24 protein-coding genes and 1 other RNA gene are annotated in these 20364 nt (G+C 58.8%); 9 read left to right on the top strand and 16 right to left on the bottom strand.

The window, feature by feature from the left end:
• Nucleotides 1–54: 54 nt before the first annotated feature.
• Together ACR0FG_RS11020 and ACR0FG_RS11015 are read right to left on the bottom strand one after the other, a co-directional pair.
• Entirely contained in the window at nucleotides 55–1833 is a 1779-nt protein-coding gene (locus tag ACR0FG_RS11020) for an SLC13 family permease (protein WP_480892961.1), read from the bottom strand.
• An 80-nt stretch (nucleotides 1834–1913) separates the two neighbouring features.
• Entirely contained in the window at nucleotides 1914–2726 is an 813-nt protein-coding gene (locus ACR0FG_RS11015) for a TIGR00282 family metallophosphoesterase (protein ID WP_480892959.1), read from the bottom strand.
• An 89-nt stretch (nucleotides 2727–2815) separates the two neighbouring features.
• Between ACR0FG_RS11015 and ACR0FG_RS11010 the strand changes: the two genes are divergently transcribed.
• Nucleotides 2816–3043, top strand: coding sequence for a putative hemolysin (locus ACR0FG_RS11010; RefSeq protein WP_480892958.1), 228 nt, complete (start codon nucleotides 2816–2818; stop codon nucleotides 3041–3043).
• Between the two features lie 6 nt (nucleotides 3044–3049).
• On the opposite strand, the gene ACR0FG_RS11005 is transcribed toward ACR0FG_RS11010, so the two are convergent.
• Together ACR0FG_RS11005 and mgtE are read right to left on the bottom strand one after the other, a co-directional pair.
• Nucleotides 3050–3607 (bottom strand): 5-formyltetrahydrofolate cyclo-ligase, encoded by a 558-nt coding sequence (locus tag ACR0FG_RS11005; RefSeq protein ID WP_480892956.1) that lies wholly within the window; start codon nucleotides 3605–3607, stop codon nucleotides 3050–3052.
• Nucleotides 3604–4998, bottom strand: a complete 1395-nt coding sequence (mgtE, locus tag ACR0FG_RS11000; protein WP_480892954.1) for a magnesium transporter — start codon at nucleotides 4996–4998, stop codon at nucleotides 3604–3606. The genes ACR0FG_RS11005 and mgtE overlap by 4 nt, the downstream gene beginning before the upstream one ends.
• A gap of 140 nt (nucleotides 4999–5138) precedes the next feature.
• Between mgtE and guaD the strand changes: the two genes are divergently transcribed.
• The gene (gene guaD / locus ACR0FG_RS10995) at nucleotides 5139–6422 is read left to right on the top strand and encodes a guanine deaminase (protein ID WP_480892953.1); all 1284 of its coding nucleotides are present in this window, start codon (nucleotides 5139–5141) and stop codon (nucleotides 6420–6422) included.
• 51 nt (nucleotides 6423–6473) lie between these two features.
• Here the strand turns inward: guaD and ACR0FG_RS10990 are convergent, their stop codons facing one another.
• The 3 genes from ACR0FG_RS10990 to ACR0FG_RS10980 form a co-directional block, all read right to left on the bottom strand.
• Nucleotides 6474–7808, bottom strand: coding sequence for an 8-oxoguanine deaminase (locus tag ACR0FG_RS10990; RefSeq protein WP_480892951.1), 1335 nt, complete (start codon nucleotides 7806–7808; stop codon nucleotides 6474–6476).
• 117 nt (nucleotides 7809–7925) lie between these two features.
• Nucleotides 7926–8717: a histidinol-phosphatase gene (hisN, locus tag ACR0FG_RS10985; RefSeq protein WP_480892949.1), complete on the bottom strand. Its 792-nt coding sequence runs from the start codon at nucleotides 8715–8717 to the stop codon at nucleotides 7926–7928.
• A gap of 45 nt (nucleotides 8718–8762) precedes the next feature.
• Nucleotides 8763–9134, bottom strand: coding sequence for a helix-turn-helix domain-containing protein (locus tag ACR0FG_RS10980; RefSeq protein ID WP_170710327.1), 372 nt, complete (start codon nucleotides 9132–9134; stop codon nucleotides 8763–8765).
• Nucleotides 9135–9474: 340 nt separating this feature from the next.
• Here ACR0FG_RS10980 and ACR0FG_RS10975 point away from each other — a divergent pair, with 340 nt between their 5' ends.
• The gene (locus ACR0FG_RS10975) at nucleotides 9475–10431 is read left to right on the top strand and encodes an NADPH:quinone oxidoreductase family protein (RefSeq protein WP_480892947.1); all 957 of its coding nucleotides are present in this window, start codon (nucleotides 9475–9477) and stop codon (nucleotides 10429–10431) included.
• Between the two features lie 3 nt (nucleotides 10432–10434).
• Here the strand turns inward: ACR0FG_RS10975 and ACR0FG_RS10970 are convergent, their stop codons facing one another.
• The gene (locus tag ACR0FG_RS10970) at nucleotides 10435–11316 is read right to left on the bottom strand and encodes a LysR family transcriptional regulator (RefSeq protein ID WP_480892945.1); all 882 of its coding nucleotides are present in this window, start codon (nucleotides 11314–11316) and stop codon (nucleotides 10435–10437) included.
• 127 nt (nucleotides 11317–11443) lie between these two features.
• Between ACR0FG_RS10970 and ACR0FG_RS10965 the strand changes: the two genes are divergently transcribed.
• The 3 genes from ACR0FG_RS10965 to ACR0FG_RS10955 all read left to right on the top strand — a co-directional run bounded on the left by ACR0FG_RS10965 (nucleotide 11444) and on the right by ACR0FG_RS10955 (nucleotide 13124).
• Entirely contained in the window at nucleotides 11444–11662 is a 219-nt protein-coding gene (locus ACR0FG_RS10965) for a DUF1127 domain-containing protein (protein WP_480892943.1), read from the top strand.
• Nucleotides 11663–11837: 175 nt separating this feature from the next.
• Entirely contained in the window at nucleotides 11838–12575 is a 738-nt protein-coding gene (locus tag ACR0FG_RS10960; protein WP_480892941.1) for a Bax inhibitor-1/YccA family protein, read from the top strand.
• A gap of 69 nt (nucleotides 12576–12644) precedes the next feature.
• Nucleotides 12645–13124: an N-acetyltransferase family protein gene (locus tag ACR0FG_RS10955; RefSeq protein ID WP_480892940.1), complete on the top strand. Its 480-nt coding sequence runs from the start codon at nucleotides 12645–12647 to the stop codon at nucleotides 13122–13124.
• Between the two features lie 79 nt (nucleotides 13125–13203).
• Here ACR0FG_RS10955 and ACR0FG_RS10950 read toward each other — a convergent pair whose 3' ends face one another.
• From ACR0FG_RS10950 to ACR0FG_RS10940, 3 genes are all read right to left on the bottom strand, one after another.
• Nucleotides 13204–13710 (bottom strand): membrane lipoprotein lipid attachment site-containing protein, encoded by a 507-nt coding sequence (locus ACR0FG_RS10950; protein WP_170710338.1) that lies wholly within the window; start codon nucleotides 13708–13710, stop codon nucleotides 13204–13206.
• 219 nt (nucleotides 13711–13929) lie between these two features.
• The gene (rpmG, locus tag ACR0FG_RS10945) at nucleotides 13930–14097 is read right to left on the bottom strand and encodes a 50S ribosomal protein L33 (RefSeq protein ID WP_010441901.1); all 168 of its coding nucleotides are present in this window, start codon (nucleotides 14095–14097) and stop codon (nucleotides 13930–13932) included.
• Between the two features lie 127 nt (nucleotides 14098–14224).
• Nucleotides 14225–14929 carry a DUF533 domain-containing protein gene (locus tag ACR0FG_RS10940; protein ID WP_480892938.1) on the bottom strand — a complete coding sequence of 235 codons (705 nt, stop codon included), beginning with the start codon at nucleotides 14927–14929 and terminating at the stop codon, nucleotides 14225–14227.
• Nucleotides 14930–15234: 305 nt separating this feature from the next.
• Here ACR0FG_RS10940 and ACR0FG_RS10935 point away from each other — a divergent pair, with 305 nt between their 5' ends.
• The gene (locus ACR0FG_RS10935) at nucleotides 15235–15567 is read left to right on the top strand and encodes a GYD domain-containing protein (RefSeq protein ID WP_480892936.1); all 333 of its coding nucleotides are present in this window, start codon (nucleotides 15235–15237) and stop codon (nucleotides 15565–15567) included.
• Between the two features lie 8 nt (nucleotides 15568–15575).
• On the opposite strand, the gene rnpB is transcribed toward ACR0FG_RS10935, so the two are convergent.
• The 5 genes from rnpB to gatC form a co-directional block, all read right to left on the bottom strand.
• An RNA gene (rnpB, locus tag ACR0FG_RS10930) (RNase P RNA component class A) lies at nucleotides 15576–15975 on the bottom strand.
• A 125-nt stretch (nucleotides 15976–16100) separates the two neighbouring features.
• On the bottom strand, nucleotides 16101–16754 hold the full coding sequence (locus tag ACR0FG_RS10925) for an N-acetylmuramoyl-L-alanine amidase (RefSeq protein ID WP_480892934.1): 654 nt from the start codon (nucleotides 16752–16754) through the stop codon (nucleotides 16101–16103).
• A complete protein-coding gene (locus tag ACR0FG_RS10920) occupies nucleotides 16738–17418 on the bottom strand; it encodes a hypothetical protein (protein WP_480892933.1) in 681 nt (226 codons plus the stop codon). Before ACR0FG_RS10920 ends, ACR0FG_RS10925 begins: the two co-directional genes overlap by 17 nt.
• A gap of 41 nt (nucleotides 17419–17459) precedes the next feature.
• Nucleotides 17460–18947 (bottom strand): Asp-tRNA(Asn)/Glu-tRNA(Gln) amidotransferase subunit GatA, encoded by a 1488-nt coding sequence (gene gatA, locus ACR0FG_RS10915; protein ID WP_480892931.1) that lies wholly within the window; start codon nucleotides 18945–18947, stop codon nucleotides 17460–17462.
• Nucleotides 18948–18950: 3 nt separating this feature from the next.
• The gene (gene gatC / locus ACR0FG_RS10910) at nucleotides 18951–19238 is read right to left on the bottom strand and encodes an Asp-tRNA(Asn)/Glu-tRNA(Gln) amidotransferase subunit GatC (protein ID WP_170710351.1); all 288 of its coding nucleotides are present in this window, start codon (nucleotides 19236–19238) and stop codon (nucleotides 18951–18953) included.
• Nucleotides 19239–19482: 244 nt separating this feature from the next.
• On the opposite strand from gatC, the gene ACR0FG_RS10905 reads away from it, so the two are divergent.
• Together ACR0FG_RS10905 and ACR0FG_RS10900 are read left to right on the top strand one after the other, a co-directional pair.
• A complete protein-coding gene (locus ACR0FG_RS10905; protein WP_170710353.1) occupies nucleotides 19483–19647 on the top strand; it encodes a hypothetical protein in 165 nt (54 codons plus the stop codon).
• Between the two features lie 147 nt (nucleotides 19648–19794).
• On the top strand, nucleotides 19795–20358 hold the full coding sequence (locus tag ACR0FG_RS10900) for a DUF4202 domain-containing protein (protein ID WP_480892929.1): 564 nt from the start codon (nucleotides 19795–19797) through the stop codon (nucleotides 20356–20358).
• The last annotated feature ends 6 nt before the right edge of the window (nucleotides 20359–20364 follow it).

The following is a 20364-nucleotide window of genomic DNA, read 5'->3' as shown; positions in this document are numbered from 1 at the left end:
CCCGCTGAGCGTTTACAAGACCCGTGCCTTAAGATCGGCGATTCCGCGCTGGTTTCAAAGCGGCCAGATCAGCGGGATAAGCAGCGAAGCCAGCAACCCGACGGTCAGGTTCAAAGGCACGCCCACCTTCAGAAAATCCGTGAACCGATAACCGCCGGGGCCATAGACCATCATGTTGGTCTGATACCCGATCGGTGTCGCGAACGAGGCGGATGCTGCCACCATCACGGCCACCACCATCGGGCGCGGATCAATTCCAACCGCATGTGCCAGACCGATTGCAATGGGCGTCACAACCACGGCCACGGCATTGTTCGACACAAGTTCGGTCAAGACCGAGGTCAGCAGATAGACTGCCCAGATGATCAGGAATGGCGGCAGGTTGCCAAGCGCCGGGGCAACCGCTTCGACGATCAACGACACGGCACCGGATTCTCCCAACGCGGCACCAATGGCCAGCATGGCAAAGATCAGCGCCAGCAGGCGACCCTCGACAAAAGAAAACGCCTCATCCGCGTCGATACATCGGGTCATCAGAACAACGGCCACAGCCACCACAGATAAAAGCAGGATCGGCGCAAGACCCAGCGCCGCCAGCACGACGATCCCCACCAGCGACCCGATAGCAATAGGTGCGTGGCCGCGCCGGAATGCCCGGGCCGATGGCTGGGTGACGTCGACCATATCCATGTCTGCTGCCAGCCTTTGAATATCACCCGGCGCGCCCTCAAGCAGCAGAGTATCACCGATACGAACCACCAGATCGTCCAGTTGCTGCCCGATATTCTGATTCCGGCGATGAACCGCCAGCACATAAACACCATAGCGGCGGCGCAGGCGCATCGCGCCAAGCGTACGACCCACCATGCGACAGCCGGGGGTGATCAGAACCTCGACCGTTTTGGTTTCAACAGCCGAGACCTGATCGACCCGCTTCAGTTCCTTGTTGGTCTGCAGGCTCAGCAACTCGGTCATTTCGGTGCGCAGCACCACGCGGTCGCCGACATTCAGCGTCACCCCTTTGAGGTTCCGCCGCAGTGAGATGTCGCCGCGCACAACGTCGATCAGGCGTACACCCTGACGCTTGAACAGTTGCACGCCCGTTACTTCGCGTCCAATCAGGTTGCTGTCGGGGGGAATGACGGCCTCAGTAAAGAACTTCATCTTTGAACGGTCGCTCAGCATCGATGCCATGCTATCGCGTTCAGGCAGCAGATGCGGGGCGATGAAACGCAGATAGACCATGCCATAGATCACCAGCGCGATGCCCAGCGGCGTGACCTCGAAAATGGTGAAGGCCGCCATGCCTTCGGCGCGCGCCACACCATCGACCAGCAGGTTGGTCGAGGTTCCAATCAGTGTCAGCGTACCGCCAAGGATGGCCGCATAACTCAGCGGGATCAGCAGTTTCGATGCAGGTACATTCAGCGTTCTGGCAATCTGAATGAAGACCGGGATCATGACCACAACGACGGGCGTATTCGACACAACCGCCGAGGCGACAATGACAAACGCCATCAGCAGACCGATGGCGATGCGCGGGTTCACCTGCGCCTGTTTCTGCGCCACCGAGGTGAACGCATCCAGCGCACCGGTTCGCACCAATGCCCCCATGATGATGAACATCGCCGCGATGGTCCATGGTGCCGGGTTGGACAGAACCGCCAACGCGCTTTGATAGGGCAAAATCCCCGTCAGCAACATCAGGGCAACGCCACCGATGGCCACAACTTCGGTCGGATAGACCTCGCGCAGGAACATGACGAACATGCCTGAAACGATCACAAGCGCCAGTACCGCACTGCCCATCTCTGTCAGTTGAAGGAATTGCATTCTTGGTATTCTGTCCGAACCCTGGTCTGGCTTACGCGCCTAACGTTCAGTTTCACGCATTGCAGGCTACAGGGCAAGCTTTATGGACCCGCCTGCTGCAACCGACCGCCCACACGGACCATTTGCACGCTTTTGGCGTGACCGTCGCGATCATCCGTTTCAACAAACACCCCGCTTAACGTCGCCTCGCCGTTGGCCGGGGTGAACCGGGCCTTGGGCATCCCGGTGATAAAGCGGCGCATCGGCTCGACCTTGTCCATCCCGATGACCGAGTCATAATCGCCGCACATCCCGGCATCGGTCAGATAGGCGGTACCACCGGGCAAAACCTGTGCATCTGCCGTTGGAACATGGGTGTGCGTTCCCACCACCAGACTGGCGCGCTTGTCGCAATAGTGGCCCATCGCCATCTTCTCGGACGTGGCCTCGCAATGCATATCCACGATAATCGCTTGCGCCTGCCCGCCGCGGGGGTGCGACTTGAGGATGGGCTCGATAGCGGAGAACGGATCGTCGAAGGGCCGTTTCATGAAAACCTGCCCCAATACCTGAACCACCAGCACCTTGCGCCCACCCGGCGCGGTATAAAGGCGATGCCCCCGCCCCGGCGCGCCTTTGGCAAAATTCACAGGGCGCACTATGCGCGGCTCTTTCTCGATGAACTGCAGCATGTCCTTCTGGTCGAACGCATGATCGCCCAGCGTCAGGCAATCGGCCCCGGCATCCAGCAGCAGCTTGGCGTGATCCCCGGTCAGCCCCATGCCGTTCGATGCGTTTTCGCCATTGATCACGACAAAATCCAGCCGCCATTCGTCGCGCAGACGCGGCAGATGCTGCTGTACGGCAGCGCGGCCCGCGCGCCCCATGACGTCACCCAGAAACAATATTCTCATCTGACCCGTCCTAAGTGTGGCATCCCCCAAGCACAAGGGGTTAAGCTGTCTGCATAATCTGCCGAAATTCATTCACCCGGAGAGACCCAATGCATCGTTTTCTTGTTTCAGTCGCAATTTTGACGCCCCTCGCCGCCTGTGACCCCGCGCCAGAGCAGTCAACCGGGTTAGCCAATCCCGCTGCAACCTTTTGCGTGGAAAACGGCGCGAAGTACGAGATCCGTGATGGTGCGGACGGTCAAACAGGTGTCTGCATCCTGCCCGATGGGCGCGAAGTGGATGCGTGGGATTATTTCCGCGAAAACAACCCGGCCTGATCCGGGTCAGAACGTCAGAACGCGGCTTTCGGTGATCACCATATCCAGCGGCTGATCCGTGGGCTCCAGCGGCAGTTCGCTGGACTCTTGCGCGTCAAACGCAAATCCGATGGCAAGCGTCGGGCGTTTCGCGCGCAGCCCTTCCAGCGTGCGGTCATAAAAGCCGCCGCCATAGCCCAGCCGCCCACCCTGTGCGTCAAAGCTGACCAGAGGAACGATCAGGATCTCCGGGTCGAAATAGTCGTCAACCTCGGGGACTTTTGCGCCAAACGGCCCGTCGCGCAGCAGGCCTTCGGGCGTCCAGCGGGAAAACCGCAGCGCCTGATCTGCCCCCTGAATGACCGGAACCCCGACCGGGCCATAGGCCGAAGCCTCGGCCATTGCAGGTAGGGGATCGATCTCGGTCCGGATCGGCATGTAGCCCGACAGAGATACGCCCCGGTGCCCCGCCAGAACCTCGGACAAGCGCCCGGCAGCACCCGGTGGGCGCGCGTCGAATGCCTGTTTGCGGCGGGCAAACGCGGCCTTGCGGGCCGCAGCTTTGATTTCGGTCAGATCGTTCACAACAGCACCACGCTTGCAAGGCCCAGAAAGATGAAGAACCCCATGACGTCCGTTGTCGTCGTCACAAAAGTTCCAGACGCCAGCGCCGGGTCTGCACCCAGCTTGTCCAGCACCACCGGTACTACCGTGCCAACAAAGCCTGCGATGATCATGTTCACGACCAAAGCCGTTCCAATCACGACGCCCAGCATCGGTGAATCGAACCACATCATGCCAACCGTGCCCAGGATGATTGCAAAACTCAGCCCGTTCAGCAGACCCACCAGCAATTCCCGCCGAATGACGCGGGCGACGTTCGCCCCCGTAAGGTCTCGGGTCGCCAGCGCCCGCACCGCAACGGTCAGGGATTGCGTGCCCGCATTTCCGCCCATTGACGCAACGATCGGCATCAGAATGGCAAGGGCCACCAATTGATCAATCGCCGCCTCGAACTGGGAAATCACCAGTGAGGCACAGATCGCAGTACACAAGTTGACCGCAAGCCATGGCAGGCGGCGTTTGCTTGTGGCGGCAACACTGTCAGACAACGAGCTTTCATTGCTGACACCGGCCAGATGCAACATGTCCTCTTCGTATTCTTCGTCCAGTACGACCATGGCATCGTCGATGGTGATCACACCGACCAAACGCCCGTCCTCGTCCACCACCGGAGCCGAAATCAGGTGGTACTGATTGAACGCATAGGCGACATCCTCTTCGTCCTGATCGACGGGGATCGTGTGAAACTCATCCTCGACAAGCTCTTGCAGGGGCTTGTCGCGCCGCGCCGCCATCAGCTTGCCCAATGTTACCTGCGCAATCGGTTTCAGCCGGGGATCGACCAGAACGACGTGATAGAATTGCTCGGGCAGATCGTCGTTGGCCCGCATAAAGTCGATGGCTTGACCCACCGTCCAATGCTCGGGCGCCATGACAACTTCGCGCTGCATAAGACGACCGGCCGAGTTTTCGGGATATGACAACGCCTGTTCGGCTGCGTGACGCTCGGAATCTTCAAGCGCGTCAAGGATTGTCTCTTGCTGCGGCTCTTCCAGATCTTCCAGCAGGTCAACAACGTCGTCGCTTTCCATCTCGCGGACGGCTTCGACCAGAACGTCGGGGCGCAAAACGCTGATGACCTCTTCCCGGACGGCTTCATCCAGTTCGGACAGGATGTCTCCGTCGAACTCTTTATCGTAAAGCCGAATCAGCTGAGCGCGATCATACGGGTTAATCTGTTCGAGAAGGTCAGCGATATCGGCCGCGTGCAGCGGATCCATCAATTCGATCAGCTTCTCGCGGTCCTCGACATCGACCGCATACAGAATTGCCGACACGGTCCGTTGGTCCAACGCGTAGGCGTCCCCTTCCGAGGGCTGTTCTGGTCCGGCCTCGTCAATACCTGTGGTCATGCGCTGCCCTCTTGTCTCGTCGATTGGCCCCTAATTAGAAGAAGCAGCTACCGGAAAACAATGACAATGCGCCAATTTACCCACAAGTTTCGCCCGCCTATGCTGTCTCGCGGCAATGAAACGGGTGGAGAATTGATGACATGACGCAAAAGACGCTCTTGAAAGGTCGCGTTCTCAGCTTCGACGCTTCACCTTTTGAGGTTGAGCCAACCGAGGCTGCCAAAACACATGAGGCGGTGCTGCTTCAGGATGGCCGAATAGCGGCGGTCGGATCAGCGGCGGACCTGTTGCAGGCGCATCCCGACGCTAATGTAACGGATCACGGCGACCGCCTTATCATGGCGGGTTTTATTGATCCGCACGTCCATTACCCGCAGACGGCTATGATCGCGAGCTGGGGCAAAAGGCTGATCGACTGGCTGAACACCTATACCTTCCCCGAAGAGATGAAGTTCGGCGATGTGGACTATGCGTCGGAAATTGCCAACCGTTATCTGGACCTGACCACCGCGCATGGCACCACGACCATGTGCAGCTTCTGCACGATCCATCCAGAAAGCGTCGATGCGTTCTTCACCGCCGCGCAGGCACGCGGGCAGCGTGTCGTTGCAGGCAAGACCTGCATGGACCGCAACGCACCTGACGGACTGCAGGACACTGCGCAAACGGCGTACGATCAGTCTCAGGCCTTGTTGGAGAAATGGCACGGGATAGATCGCCTGTCCTATGCGATTACGCCACGGTTTTCACCGACGTCTACGCCAGAGCAGCTTGAGGCAATGGGGGCGCTGTGGGCAGGCTATCCGCATTGTCTGATGCAAACGCATCTGTGTGAGCAGACGGATGAGATCGAATGGGTTCGGTCGCTGTTCCCGAAGGCGCGGGACTATCTGGATACCTATGAACAATTCGGATTGCTGGGCAAAAACGGACTGTACGGGCACGTTATCCATCTGGAGGCGCGCGAACGGGATCGGTTGCGCGAAGTGGACGCGGCGCTGATCCATTGCCCTACATCCAATACCTTCATCGGCTCGGGCCTGTTCGACATGGAAGGTTTGATGCGACAGGGGCACCGTGTCGGCCTTGCGACCGACACCGGCGGGGGGTCCAGTTTCTCGATGCTGCGCACTATGGCGGCGGCTTATGAAATCGGTCAGTTGCGCGGCACCCCGTTGCATCCGGCGCAGTTGCTTTGGCTGGGCACCATTGGCTCGGCCCGGTCGCTGCGGATGGAGAATTGCATCGGCAATATCGCACCGGGGATGGAGGCCGATCTGGTGGTGCTTGATCTGGCTTCGACCCCCGGCATTGCCCAGCGCGAAGCAATGGCTGACAGTCTTTGGGAAGCGGTTTTTCCAACCATCATGATGGGTGACGACCGGGCTGTGGTCGAAGTTTGGATCGCCGGGGAATGTGCCTGACGGCACATGCCTCCGGCGGGGATATTTTTGGACAGATGAAGGGCGGATCCGCTATTGCATCAACGCCTGTGCCATGCGGTTTTGGGTCGCGATGGCTTTGGGCAGATCAATCGTCGTGATCTGACCGTCGCGGACGATCTGACGACCCTCGACGAAAAGGTGCTTGACTGTTGTCGGTCCCGACAGCAGCAGCGCGGCGGGATCCCAACTGCCTGCGCTTTCGATGCCTCGCGTATCCCATATGGCAATATCCGCCCGTTTTCCCGGCATCAGGCGACCACAATCGAGGCGGTTCAGCACGTCAGCACCGCCGCGCGTGGCAATCTCAAGCGCTTCGCGGGATGACATGGCATCTGCACCGTTCGCAACGCGCTGCAACAACAACACCTGCCGCGCCTCAAGCACCAGGTTGCCGTTGTCATTGCTGGCTGAACCGTCCGCGCCGAGACCCACGTTGACGCCCCGGTCGCGCATGGTGCGTATCGGAGCGATGCCCGAGCCCAAGCGGCAATTCGAACAAGGGCAATGCGCAACACCGGTTCCGGTTTTTGCAAACAAATCAATCTCGGCCCCATCCAGTTTGACACAATGGGCGTGCCAGACATCCGGCCCGGTCCAACCCAGATCCTCGGCATATTGCCCCGGACGGCATCCGAATTGCGCCTGGGAATAGGCGATGTCTTCGTCGTTTTCGGCCAGATGGGTGTGCAGCATCACGCCCTTGTCGCGCGCCAGCAAGGCCGTATCCCGCATCAATCCACGACTTACCGAAAACGGCGAACATGGGGCCAATCCGACGCGGCACATGGATCCTTCGGAGGGATCATGGAACGCATCCACCACGCGGATCATATCTTTGAGAATCGCACCTTCAGCCTCAACCAAAGAGTCGGGTGGCAAGCCGCCGTTACTTTCACCAATGCTCATGGCACCGCGCGTTGGCTGGAACCGCAGCCCCAATTCGGCGGCTGCAGCAATCGTATCATCCAGCCGTGCGCCGTTGGGATACAGATACAGGTGGTCGGAACTTAGCGTACAACCAGACAGCGCCAGTTCGGCCAAACCGATCTGGGCCGAGGTGAACATCTGCTCCGGGCCGAAACGCGCCCAGATCGGATAGAGCGTTTTCAGCCATCCAAACAGCAAGGCATCCTGACCACCAGGTACGGCTCGCGTCAGGGTTTGGTACAAGTGGTGATGCGTATTCACCAACCCCGGCGTGACAACGCATCCTGCTGCATCATGGATTTCACCATTTGTTTCAAGCCGGTGACCTATTTGCGCAATCTGACCATCGCGGATCAGGATATCGGCACCGACAAGTTCCCGGCGCGCGTCATCCATTGTCAGAATGGTATCTGCATTTCGGATCAGTATTTCAGGCATGTTTCGCACTCCTGCATTTGCCCGTCTCATGCAAAAGAAGTGCTTGGCTGGTGGAAAACGGACTCAAGAACCAGCCGCTGACAGTTTACGCCCGCAGCTGGTTGGCGGCAACAGGTTTCAGAACTGTTGCAGAATCTCCAGCGCATTGGCGTGCAGCGTTTCGTTGGCCGCGGCCAGAGCCCGCCCACCCTGATGTGCAGGGTTGCCCCGCCAATCGGTGACGACCCCGCCCGCGGCTTGGATCAACGCAATGGGGGCCTGGATGTCGTAGGAGTTCAATCCCGCCTCGATCACCAGATCGACTTGTCCGGCGGCAAGCAACGCGTAGGCATAGCAATCCATGCCGTACCGGGTCAGCTTGGCCTGATCCGCAACAGCTCGAAACGCTTCACCTTCGGTCGGTGTGCCGACTTCGGGAAAGGTTGTGAATACAATCGCGTCGCTGATTGCGCTGGTGCTACGAGTTGCAAGATTGGTCTGCCCGGTTGGTCCCTTGGAGACGGCCACGCCTTCGGTGCCCAGAAAGCGTTCGCCGATATAGGGTTGATCGATGACCCCAAGAAACGGACCTGTTTCGGTGCTAAGCGCGATCAGAACGCCCCATGTTGGAGTACCGCTGATAAAGCCGCGCGTACCGTCGATGGGATCAAGCACCCAGGTTCGCCCGCTGGTGCCCGTGCTTTCGCCAAATTCTTCGCCCAGAATCCCGTCATCCGGTCGATATTCGGCCAGAACCGCACGCATTGCCTGCTCCGCCGCGCGGTCGGCAATGGTCACGGGATCGAAGCCAGAAGACAGTTTGTTATCCGCGACAAGGCTTGGCTGGCGGAAATAAGGAAGAATGGCCGCGCGCGCCGCGTCGGCCATTTTCTCGGCAATCTCTAGATCGCTGGACGGTGTGTATCGCATGGCATACCCGTGCGACCAAGGCACCATATTGTCAAGCCGGAACGATCAGGCGACTTCGCTCAGCACGCGGGCCAGTTCAAACAGGCGGCGGCGCTGGTTTTCCGGAATGGCGTAGTACGAACGCACAAGATCCAAAGCCTCTTTATCCCCCATCAGATCTGCTGGAACCGATGTTTTATCGGCGTCGTCCTTCTGAACCTCTTCGAGACCTTCGAAGAAAAAGCTGACCGGAACCTCCAATGCCTCGGCAATGTCCCACAGGCGAGACGCGCTGATCCGGTTGGCACCTGTTTCATACTTCTGAATCTGCTGAAACTTGATCCCAACTTGCTGTGCCAGCTGCTGTTGGGTCATGCCAATCAGCCAGCGGCGATGTCGGACGCGTTTGCCCACATGGACATCGACGTGATGGGTCATTGGAACTCTCCTCTGTAACTCAAACAACCATTCGGGACGTCGTTACGTTAGCCACCCCGCAATCCTAGCGGGTCGCCCGTTAACAACTCCCTAACTCGGAACATGCCCCCCGAACGGCACCTGTTGGCTATATTGACGCATTTTGTCTTTTTTTCAAGCGGGTTGTATTCGTCTTTCCGAACAGTTGTTTATGGTTGTACAAAATGCAGCTAGGCATGAATTGTTTCCATGTGCGCAACAAAGTGACTTCAGCCGAGCATGGATACAAACAACAATTACCTTTGGAATTGACTTTCCCTCGGCCTGGTCTGCCTATACCCCAAAAGGCCGGAGGACCGATATGCTTGCTTACCGCGTAGACTCCAGAGGCTGTAGGGCTGAGCTTTGTGAAATGGATGTCCCTACACCTGCGGACGGGCAGATTCGCCTTCGAATCAAGGCCTGTGGCCTGAACTTTGCCGACCTGCTGATGCAGAAAGGCACCTATCAGGACACGCCGGAACAACCCTTTACGCTGGGTTTGGAAGTCGCCGGTATTGTTGACGAAATCGGAAACAATGTGTCGAACATCAAACCGGGTGACCGTGTCGCTGTCTATTCAGGCCAGGGCGGTCTGGCCGAGTTTGGCGTTTTCGACGCGGATCGCGCGATTCCCATGCCTGAGACCACCAGCTTTGAAGATGCCGCCGCGATGCAGATTGCTTTTGGCACCAGCCATATCGCGCTGGATCACCGTGCACACCTGCAACCGGGTGAAACGCTTTTGGTCACGGGAGCTGCAGGAGGCGTTGGGCTTACCGCCGTCGAAATCGGTAAACTGATGGGGGCCACGGTGATCGCCCATGCGCGCGGAGCGGACAAGCTGGCCGTTGCTCGTCAGGCGGGGGCCGATCATCTGGTGGATGCCAACGAAGACCTGCGCGCCCGCGTTCTGGACCTTGGCGGGGCTGATGTGGTCTATGACGCCATCGGAGGCGATGTATTCAAAGCCGCCTTTCGCGCCACAAACCCCGAAGGCCGCCTGCTGCCCATCGGGTTTGCGGGCGGCGAAGTGCCGCAAATCCCGGCCAATCACCTGCTGGTCAAGAACCTGACCGTGATTGGGCTGTATATCGGCGGCTACCTGAAATTCCGCCCCGAAATCGTGCGCAACAGTTTCTCGACGCTGTTTCAATGGCACAGTGAGGGGCGCATCAAACCTCATATCAGCCACGTTCTGCCGCTGGGCGACGTCGCACACGGGATGCAATTGCTGAGGGATCGGAAATCGACCGGAAAGATCGTGATAATCCCGTGATCCCTACCCGACCACAGCCTTAAGGGGCGTGCCCCCGAGCATACGAAAGTTCTGACGTACCAGCACGGCCAGCGCATCGACAACCGAATCGCGCCCGCTGTCGCCGCCATATAGGTTGATGCAATGCGCGGGCAGTTCCGGTAGCACACCGCCCGAGTCGATCTGTTCAAGATGCGCGGCCTCGGTTCCATCTAGCATGGCGTGTACGGCCAGATCGGCGCTGACTGTGGCCTCGATCGTGCGGTCGTTTTCGGTTTCGACGGACAGCTCCCAGGACACACCCGCCGCATCCAGCGCCGCAATCACCTGCGGTCGGAACATGCAGCGCCGTCCCAGTGCCAGAGGCAGCGGCCGTTTGCGCCATGCCGATCCACCCGGTGCGCCAATCCAGCGCAGCGGCAATTCGGCGATGACCTCGGCACTATCCGATCCGGTCGCCTCGGTGGTCAGGATCAGGTCGCATTCGCCGCGCTGATACATTTCCTTAAGCTGTACGGTGTAGGACGACACCAGCTGCACGCGAACCCGTGGAAAATCAGCATTGAACCGCTGCAGCACGCGCGGGATCGCCGGATAGACGATATCGTGGGGCACGCCCAGAACCACCTCGCCCTCAAAGGCCTGATCCGTGAGTTTCGAGATGATCTCGTCATTCAGCGCGATCATGCGCCTTGCGTAGGCCAGCAATTGCTCGCCCGATGCGGTCAGAGCGATTGTCCGACCGCTGCGATCCAAGAGTTCCAGCCCCAGCAATTCCTCCAGCCGCTTAAGCTGCATCGACACAGCAGACTGCGTCAGGTGCAAAAAACCCGCAGCCCGGGTGACGCCCCCATGATCGGCAACTGCGACGAATGAGCGAAGCGTCGTGATGTCCAGATTTCGCATCTTCAAGATTCCTTATGGGACACGTCAAAAACATTCATTTTTAAAATGTGCCACGTCACGCCATATAGATCAACAGAATTGATTCAATACCGGATCAACATCAACAAAGCATGAAAGGGCAATAGATATGACCCAAATCGCACTTTCACAAACTAAACGCTGCGCAGCTGCCGCAGTTCGCGGTAAACTGTTGGACTATCTGAACCTGGCCCGGCAGCGTCGCGCCCTTGCACGGCTGGACGATGACGCGCTTTGCGATATCGGCCTGACCCGTCAGGACGCCCAATCCGAGGCCGCCCGCCCGATCTGGGACGCGCCCGATAACTGGCTAAAGCAACTGTATTAATCGCCTCGATCCGATGCCAGGGCCGCCTGTTTGGGCGGCCATGGCAAATTACCGACAGTTTTGCCGAGTTTTGGGCGTAAAACCCTTGAAACAGAGGCCATCCTCTCCGATATTTGCTGAGAAACCTGCCTGCATTCGCGGGCCGGGAACAGATGAATGAAGGGAGACCCTTTTAATGGCACAATTCGACACGATCCGGACGGCGGCCGGTGCGCGCGCTGCCGAGATTGACGAGGGCCTTCGCGCCCACATGAACAAAGTCTACGGCACAATGTCCGTAGGTATGCTGATCACGTTTGCGGTGGCCTGGGCTGTTGGTTCGAGCCCGCAACTGCTTTCGATCTTCCGTGATCCGGTCACGCTTAGCCCGAATATTCTGGGCTGGATCGTGATGTTCGCACCTCTGGCCATGGTGTTTGGCTTTGGTGCGGCGATCAACCGCCTGTCTGCTGCCGGTGCTCAGCTGTTTTTCTACGCCTTCGCAGCCGTCATGGGCCTGTCGATGAGCTGGATTTTCGTCGCCTTCACCGGCATCTCGATCGCTCAGGTGTTTCTGGTGACATCGATCGCCTTCGCCGGCCTGTCGCTTTATGGTTACGTCACTAAGAAGGACCTATCCGGCATGGGCACCTTCCTGATGATGGGTGTGATTGGCCTGATCGTTGCGATGGTGATCAACATCTTCCTGCAATCGCCTGCGATTATGTTCGCGGTGTCGATCCTGGGCGTCCTGATCTTTGCCGGTCTGACCGCATATGACACGCAAAAGATCAAAACCACTTACCTGCAAATGGCCCATGCGGGTGATCAGGAATGGCTGGGAAAAGCTGCCATTATGGGCGCGCTGAACCTGTATCTGGACTTTATCAACATGTTCATGTTCCTGCTGCAACTGTTCGGCAATCGCGAATAACGCGACGCACATATCAGATTGAAAGGGTGGGTCCGCAAAGACCCGCCCTTTTTTTGTTTGGAGAGACCGATGCCCATTTGCGAAATCCAACCCGACCAATGCAGCCGCATTTTGCCATTGCTGCATCAGGTTCATGACCTTCATCTGCAGCATCAGCCGGTCCGTTATGCGCCTCTACCAACAGACCGCGACATGTGTGCTTACCTGCAGGACTGGCTGTCGCGACATTCCGTGCAAGCATTGGGCTTTGAAGTGGACGGCGCGCTGGCGGGTTACGCGATTTACGAGATCGAAGAGCAGTCATCCTCGCCGTTCCGACACCCGGAAACCCGCGCCGTAGTTCACCAGATCAGCGTGGATGCAGCGTTCCGACGTCAGGGTGTCGGAACCGCACTAATGGCCGAGGTCAGAGCACGGCTGCTTACAGCAGGCGGGACTGTGGTTGCGGCGTCCTTTGCGGAGTTCAATTGTGCCTCGGCGGCCCTGATGGCCCGTTGCGGATTGCAACCCGTCATGTCGATGGCCGAATGGCGGTTCGGTGATCCGTGAAACACAGGGCTGCCGTGACGAACCATATAGAAAACCCCCGCCTAACGGCAGGGGTTCTGGACTGAGAGATAAGGGGCCTTTAGCTACAGTTCAGCGGCACCGCGAAGCCCGAGCTTTTTTCGGATGATCCCTTGCGATAGACCTGACCAGCGGGCAAGCATCCCGTAAAACGCTCGGTCTCGGACCCAAAGACGGTGCCCACCGAGTTGTCGACGCGGGTGGAATCGTTTGCTGTACGCAAGACGCCGTACAACTGGCCGTTCACCGAAACCGTGCTCAGGAACAGGTCCGTTGCACTGCCTGACAAATGGACAGCCGAGGTATCGCTGCGACCACCATTATTGATCGCCACACCGGCCAGTTTCTCTTGCTCGGTCTGATCGGACGCAACTTGGACGGTTGGCAGTTCGGCAAGCTCTGCCGGAACATTGGTCGCCGCAGGCACAAAGGCCGCAGCCCCTTGCACATCCGCAATGGTACGAGGTTCGCCGTCGATTCCGGTGAAGCCGACGCCCTGGCGATTGAAAGGATCTTCGCAGGCCGAGAGGGTCAGGACGGCAAGTGCTGGCAATATGATTTTTTTCATGGCGGTCAACATTTTGGAACGGTTAGCTCAAGCGTAGCGGCAGGCTGTGTAAAAATGCAAGCCGCCCTCGATCAGAATACCCGCAGCCCTGATGCGCCACTGCAACGGCCCTGATCGCCGCTCTGGCAGGTTGAGGCAACGCAAACCGGTGTAGATCAAACAAAAAAGGACCCGGCCCCACGGGCAGAGTCCCTTTTAGCATTCCAAGCTAAAGGCAGATTACTTGATCTTGCCTTCCTTGTACTCGACATGCTTCCGAGCGACCGGATCGTATTTACGAATGGTCATTTTCTCGGTCATGGTGCGCGCGTTTTTCTTGGTCACGTAGAAGTGGCCCGTGCCCGCGGTCGAGTTCAGACGGATCTTGATTGTCGTCGGCTTCGCCATGGTTATCTCCTGCGTCCGGAAAGGCAGGGGCCTTTCGGTTGAATCCTCTTGAGCGTGCGCTTTTACGCCTTGCATGGCGCGTGTCAAGGGTAATCGGGTCAACACGCACCATCAGTCCCAACAGGGGTCAGGATTGCAGCGTCGGCGCCCCCATATAGGTATGGATCTGGTCGCGTTCGGCATCTGACAGGCCCAAAGCGGTTGCCAGTTGGCGCAGATAGGACGCCTCGCGCGTGTTATCCAGGCGAATCGCCGCCAGCGACGTTGCGTAGATCTGGGTCTTGAGCGCAGCACCAGAATCGGCAGCCAGCCCCATCACATCGATCGGAGCCTCAAGTTGGTCCTGAACAAAGGCGCGCTCTTCATCGCTGATGTCGTCCCCCAACTCGCCAAGGATGGTTTCCTTTTCATGTTCATCCAGTTCGCCATCCGCCTTGGCTGCCTGAATCATGGCGCGTAGCATCAGCTTTGCCTGCGCTTCCATCGCCGCGCCACCTGGCGTTCCCTTGAACACCGTCTCCATCATGTTCACGGTTTGCTGGCTGCCCGTCTTGGCCGCCCCTTGCATGGCGTTCATCAACCCGCCAAGGCCGGCAGCTCCGGCAGGGTTCGCCATACCCAGCTTGCCCATCATTTCCTGCAATCCACCGGCACCACCCGGCATTCCGAACTGCTCGGCCATTTTGCCAAGCTGGTCCATACCGAACCCGCCGCCTGCGCCCTGCATCATGTCCTGTAAGCCGGCCATGCCGCCCATCTGCTTGTATTTCTCCAACCCTTTTGCAGCGGCAAATCCGACCGCAACCGACGCAAGCGCTTTCATGAAACTCATTCTGAACCTCCCAATGAACTGATGTCTATGGACCGGAAGGGTAACATCAGATCCGGTTTCGAGAAACCAGCGGCCCGAGTACTGCAATCTTTGCGCACCGCAACGGGAATCCGGATCAGCCTGAGCTTGCAATTCCGCCTGCTGATTTGAACAAATTACAATTTCATGATATGTGTGCGCTTTATTCCAAAGAAGCCAATTTCTGGCTTGCGCGGGGCACGATCCCCGGCAGCAATTGCAGTGCTTTTCGGGCCAGGGAACCGGCCAAGCTCGAGGTTCCAAACATCGTTCCAGGGAGGATAATCATGCCTGTTTTCATCACCTATGCTTCATACTCGCAAACTGGCGTTCAGGGAATGTTGCAAAACCCGTCCGATCGGACAGGACCAGTCAAAGCCCTGCTTGAGAAAGTTGGAGGCAAGCTGCTGGCGTTTTACATGACGACCGGGTCAAACGATGTTGTGGTTATCAGCGATGCGCCAGATGGAACAGATGCAGTCGCCGTTGGAATGGCAGTTGCTGCGTCAGGTGCCGTTGACAAAATCGAAACCGTCCGCGCCTGGACCGCGGAGGACTTCGTCGCGATCACCGAAAAGGCGGCCAAATTAACCGAGGCTTATACCCCACCCGGTGGCTGATCGGATTTATGCGCGGAGGGCCTGTAAGCCGGATCTTGTTCCGGGGTCGCCCCCTTCGATGACCATTCATCTGGGCCGTGCATTGCTGCGCGGCTCAAGCTGCCAACCCGGTCCCTCTTGGTCAGGACAAACCTAGCGGCGGTATCGGCTGACGCCGACCGGCCCGCGCGGGGACCCTATTTGGCATTGCTCCCGGTGGGGCTTGCCGTGCCGCCGCTGTTGCCAGCGGCGCGGTGGGCTCTTACCCCACCGTTTCACCCTTACCCTTGACCGAGGTCGCAGGCGGTCTGATTTCTGTGGCGCTTTCCGTCGGGTCGCCCCGCCCGGGCGTTACCCGGCACCGTTGTCTTGTGGAGTCCGGACTTTCCTCTGGTGTCTTGCGATACCAGCGGCCATCCGGCCCTCCGCGCGGGGTGGTGCGTATGCGTTGGGCCAAGCGGCGTCAAGGGTGGATGTGTCGTTGAAGGGGCCAGCCCCTTCTTGGCCTGCGGCCAATTCAACCCCGGGATATTTTTGGACAGATGAAGGGTGGATCACGCAAGGGCTGTGAGGTCAGCGGCTTGCAGTGGCCCTTTGGCCCAGGGGCGATAGCGCAGACGGATTGCGGCAAGCAGCGTCGCATCGTCAATCGGGGCGGTGTAGCCCCGGGCATGGGCCAGAGCGCGGAGATCTCCGTACGGGTGCGAAACGCCGCGTGGAGCGGCGAGGGCCTGGCGTTCCAGCCTTTGCCAGTCGAAGCAGGGGCCCGGGTCAGCCTTGCGACCCGGCGCCATATCGGAATGGCCGATCACGCTTTCGGGTGCAATGTCCCATCGTGCCATGACATTGTTGAGCAGTAGTTCGAGCATGGCCATCTGAGGTTCAGCAAAGGGATGGGTTCCGGCGTTATCAAGTTCGATACCAATCGAACGGGAGTTTATGTCGCTGTACCCATGCCACTCTCCTGCCCCGGCGTGCCATGCACGGTCGTGTTCGCGCACCATTTGCCAGACCGCGCCATCTGCGCCGATCAGATAGTGGGCCGAGACCTCGTGCACCGGATCGCACAGGCGTTCTAACGCGGCCTGCGCACCGTCCATGGCGGTGTAGTGCAAAACGATCAGTGACGGCGTCAGACCACCGCGACGCGGGCCGAAATTTGGCGACGGATGCCAGATTGGCGATAAGGGATCAGTTGTTGACGGCACTGCGGAACGGGCTTGGATCCCAACCACATGCAAAACCGTCGCCGTCCGGGTCAAGCCCGTTGCGATCACGCTCTGGGCCGCCGCTGGACAGGAACTCGATCTGGGCCTGATCCGGGGACGGGAACCGGGCACAGTTTCGCTGGGCCTTGGCCTCAAGATTGAAACCGGCACGACTATAGAGCTTGGTGCCCACCGGGTTCGAGGTGTTCAGGGCATATTGTACGATATTGGGTTGGCCGCCCTGACCGCGTTCAGGCACCGCTGTCGGGGCGACGACCTCATAGGTCTGGCGGTTTTGTTCGATCAAAGCTGCATCTGCGTCGATACTGCGCCGGTTCGAGACGGCATCGAAGTCCTGTTCATCCGAAATGCCCGTGTTATTCGGCACCGGCGCGGGGACGGGCGCAGGCTGGCCGGAGGTGCTGGCCAAAACTGCTGCCGTTTGATCAGCGATGTCGGCCGCGCTGTCACCGGCGGCCGAGAGCGGCTGTTGCGAGACGTCTTCGGGTGGCAGCAACGGATTGCCACCATAGCCCTGCCCGGCCAATTGCGCCTCGCGCTGCGCCTGATAGGCGGGCGTGTTGAAGCCGGGATCATTCACCGGAGCCACCGTTTGGCACGCGGTGATGAGCCCGAAGGAAGGGATCAGAAGCATCTTGCGCATTTGGCTGCTCCGTCGTCTTGCGTTGCTTTACGTCCGCAGGCTTACCACCATTTTCCGGGCTTTGCCACAAACCCGGCCGCGCTTTCCAACGCGTAGGCGGTGTTGAGCAGATCGCCCTCGTCCCATGGACGCCCAATCAGTTGCAGACCCAGTGGCAGCCCTTGTTTATCAAGACCCGCAGGCACCGAGATACCCGGCAGACCGGCAAGGTTGACCGTGACGGTAAAGACGTCGTTCAAATACATTTGAACAGGGTCAGCCTCGGTCATCTCACCCAGCCCGAACGAGGCAGATGGGGTTGCCGGGGTCAGGATCGCGTCGATGCCTGCAGCGAAGACGTCTTCGAAGTCTTTCTTGATCAGCGTCCGAACGCGGCGTGCGCGGTTGTAGTAGGCGTCGTAGAAACCTGCGGACAGCACATAGGTGCCGATCATCACGCGGCGCTGTACTTCTTGGCCAAAGCCTTCGGCGCGGGTCTTTTCGTACATCTCGGTGATGCCATCGCCCTGCGCCAGCGTCGCACGACGCCCATAGCGGACGCCATCATAACGAGCCAGGTTCGAGGACGCCTCGGCAGGCGCAATCACGTAATACGCAGGCAGCGCGTATTTGGTGTGCGGCAGCGAGATATCGACGATCTCGGCCCCTGCGTCTTTCAGCATTGTGGCCCCATCGGCCCACAGCTTTTCAATCTCGGCGGGCATACCGTCCATGCGGTATTCCTTGGGGATACCGATCTTCTTGCCCTTGATGTCGCCGGTCAGCATCGCCTCGAAATTCGGGACGGCCAGATCGGCGCTGGTCGAATCCTTGGCATCATGACCGCACATGGTTTCCAACATGATCGCGGCGTCGCGCACGTTCTTGGTCATCGGACCGGCCTGATCCAGCGAGGACGCAAACGCGATGATGCCCCAACGCGAGCAACGGCCATAGGTGGGTTTGATCCCGGTGATACCCACAAAGGCCGCAGGTTGGCGGATCGAACCGCCAGTGTCGGTGCCGGTTGCCGCCAGACACAAGTCGGCGGCAACAGCCGACGCCGAACCACCAGACGAGCCACCCGGTGTCAGTTGCGCATCGTCATTGCCGCGACGCCACGGGCTGACTGCATTGCCATAGGTCGAGGTTTCGTTGGACGACCCCATCGCGAATTCGTCCATGTTCAGCTTGCCCAGCATCACCGCACCGGCATCAGCCAGTTGCTGCGAGACGGTGGATTCGTATTCGGGCTTGAAGCCTTCCAGGATCTTCGATGCCGCCTGCGAGGGCACGCCTTTGGTGCAGAACAGATCCTTGATACCGATCGGCAGACCACACATGGACGGCGCATCACCCGCCTTGATCCGCGCATCAGCGGCCTTTGCGCGTTCCAAAGCGATCTCGGGCGTTTTGTGGACAAACGCGTTCAAAGCGTCCGCCTCATCGATGGCCTTCAGGCAGGATTCGGTCAGTTCAACCGAGGTCACATCACCCTTGCGCAGCGCGTCGCGGGCCTCGGCCAGGCCCAGTTTGTTCAGATCGCTCATGACTTACTCCACAACCTTGGGAACAGCGAAGAAGCCTTCGCGCGCATCGGGGGCGTTGGACAGAACCTTGTCCTGCTGGTTTCCGTCCGTGACCTCATCCTGACGACGTTTCAGGCGCATCGGCTCGACCGATACCATCGGCTCGACGCCTTCCACATCCACTTCGTTCAGTTGTTCGATGAACCCAAGAATGTTGTTGAATTCGGATGCCAGCGCAGGCAGCGCGTCATCCTCGACCTTGATCCGGGCCAGTTTGGCCACCTTTGCGGCGGTGCTTTGGTCAATCGACATGGGAAACCCTCATATACGTTTAATGAGGGCGTTTACCCGTCTGCTGCGCCAGTCGCAAGAGCACCGAAGGCCCCCGTTCGACCAGACGCCTAATTGTTGAGCACGCCTGTAGCTTAGACTACCTGGCAAGCCTGCCAAAATCATCAAATCGAGAAAATGAACCGATTAGTTCATTTTGCCTCTTGAATTCTGAACTAAACAGTTCATTTCATATACACGACACTCGTCAAATCGGAGAAAGACAATGAAATCCCTGACAACCGCAGTTGTATTGTCCCTTGCAGTTTTGGCAGCACCGGCACATGCCGGATCCTTCGGCCCCACGATGGACACTCTGACCCGCGATCTGGCGTTCCCTGCCCCGATCGCTCAGCCAGTCACCAAAGACAGAACCCCCTCGGGCAATTGATTTGCCCACTGACCCCGGACAGGTCGCCCCGCGTCTTGTCCGGGATTTACGCATTTGGATGATGCACCCTGCGCCCCGAACCGCTAATGTGGGACTGTCTGCCTGTCATGACGGGCGGTTCGAACAGTCACCCCGGCGGAGCGGAAGATGAGCGCGCAAAAACAATCAGTTCTGGACGCTATTGATGCGGCCAACTCGCAAGATCCCAACCTTGATGACGGGACGCCGGAGGCGTTGCTATATGGCCAACGGATGAGCGAAGAGTTGAGCCGACTGTTTCCCGAAGCTTCGGAAGAATTGCAGATTGCCGCGCGCGGACAGCATGTGGAACGCTGGAAGCTGAAGCGCGCCGAATATCCCGAAGGTCGCGCCGGGTATTTGGCCTGGCGCAAAGCGCAGGGCGTCTATCACGCCGACGTCGTCATGAGCATGATGCAAGACGCAGGCTACAGTGCCGAGCAGATTGAAACGGCAGGACGCATGTTGCGCAAGCAAGGTATCAAGCGCGATGCCGAGGTGCAGGCGCTTGAAGATGTGATTTGTTTTGTCTTTTTGAAATGGTACTTCGCACCTTTTGCGGCCAAGCATTCGCCCGAAAAAGTTCAGAGCATCGTGGAAAAAACCGCACGGAAAATGTCGGACGATGGGCGGGCGCGCGTTCTGCGCGAGTTCGACTTGGCGGCACCTCTGGCCGCCGCTTTTCAGGCCTGATGCGGC

The organism is Ruegeria sp. E1, from assembly GCF_056534225.1.
The sequence above is the reverse complement of the archived record's forward strand: the minus strand, read 5'-3'. Positions and strand labels throughout refer to the sequence as shown.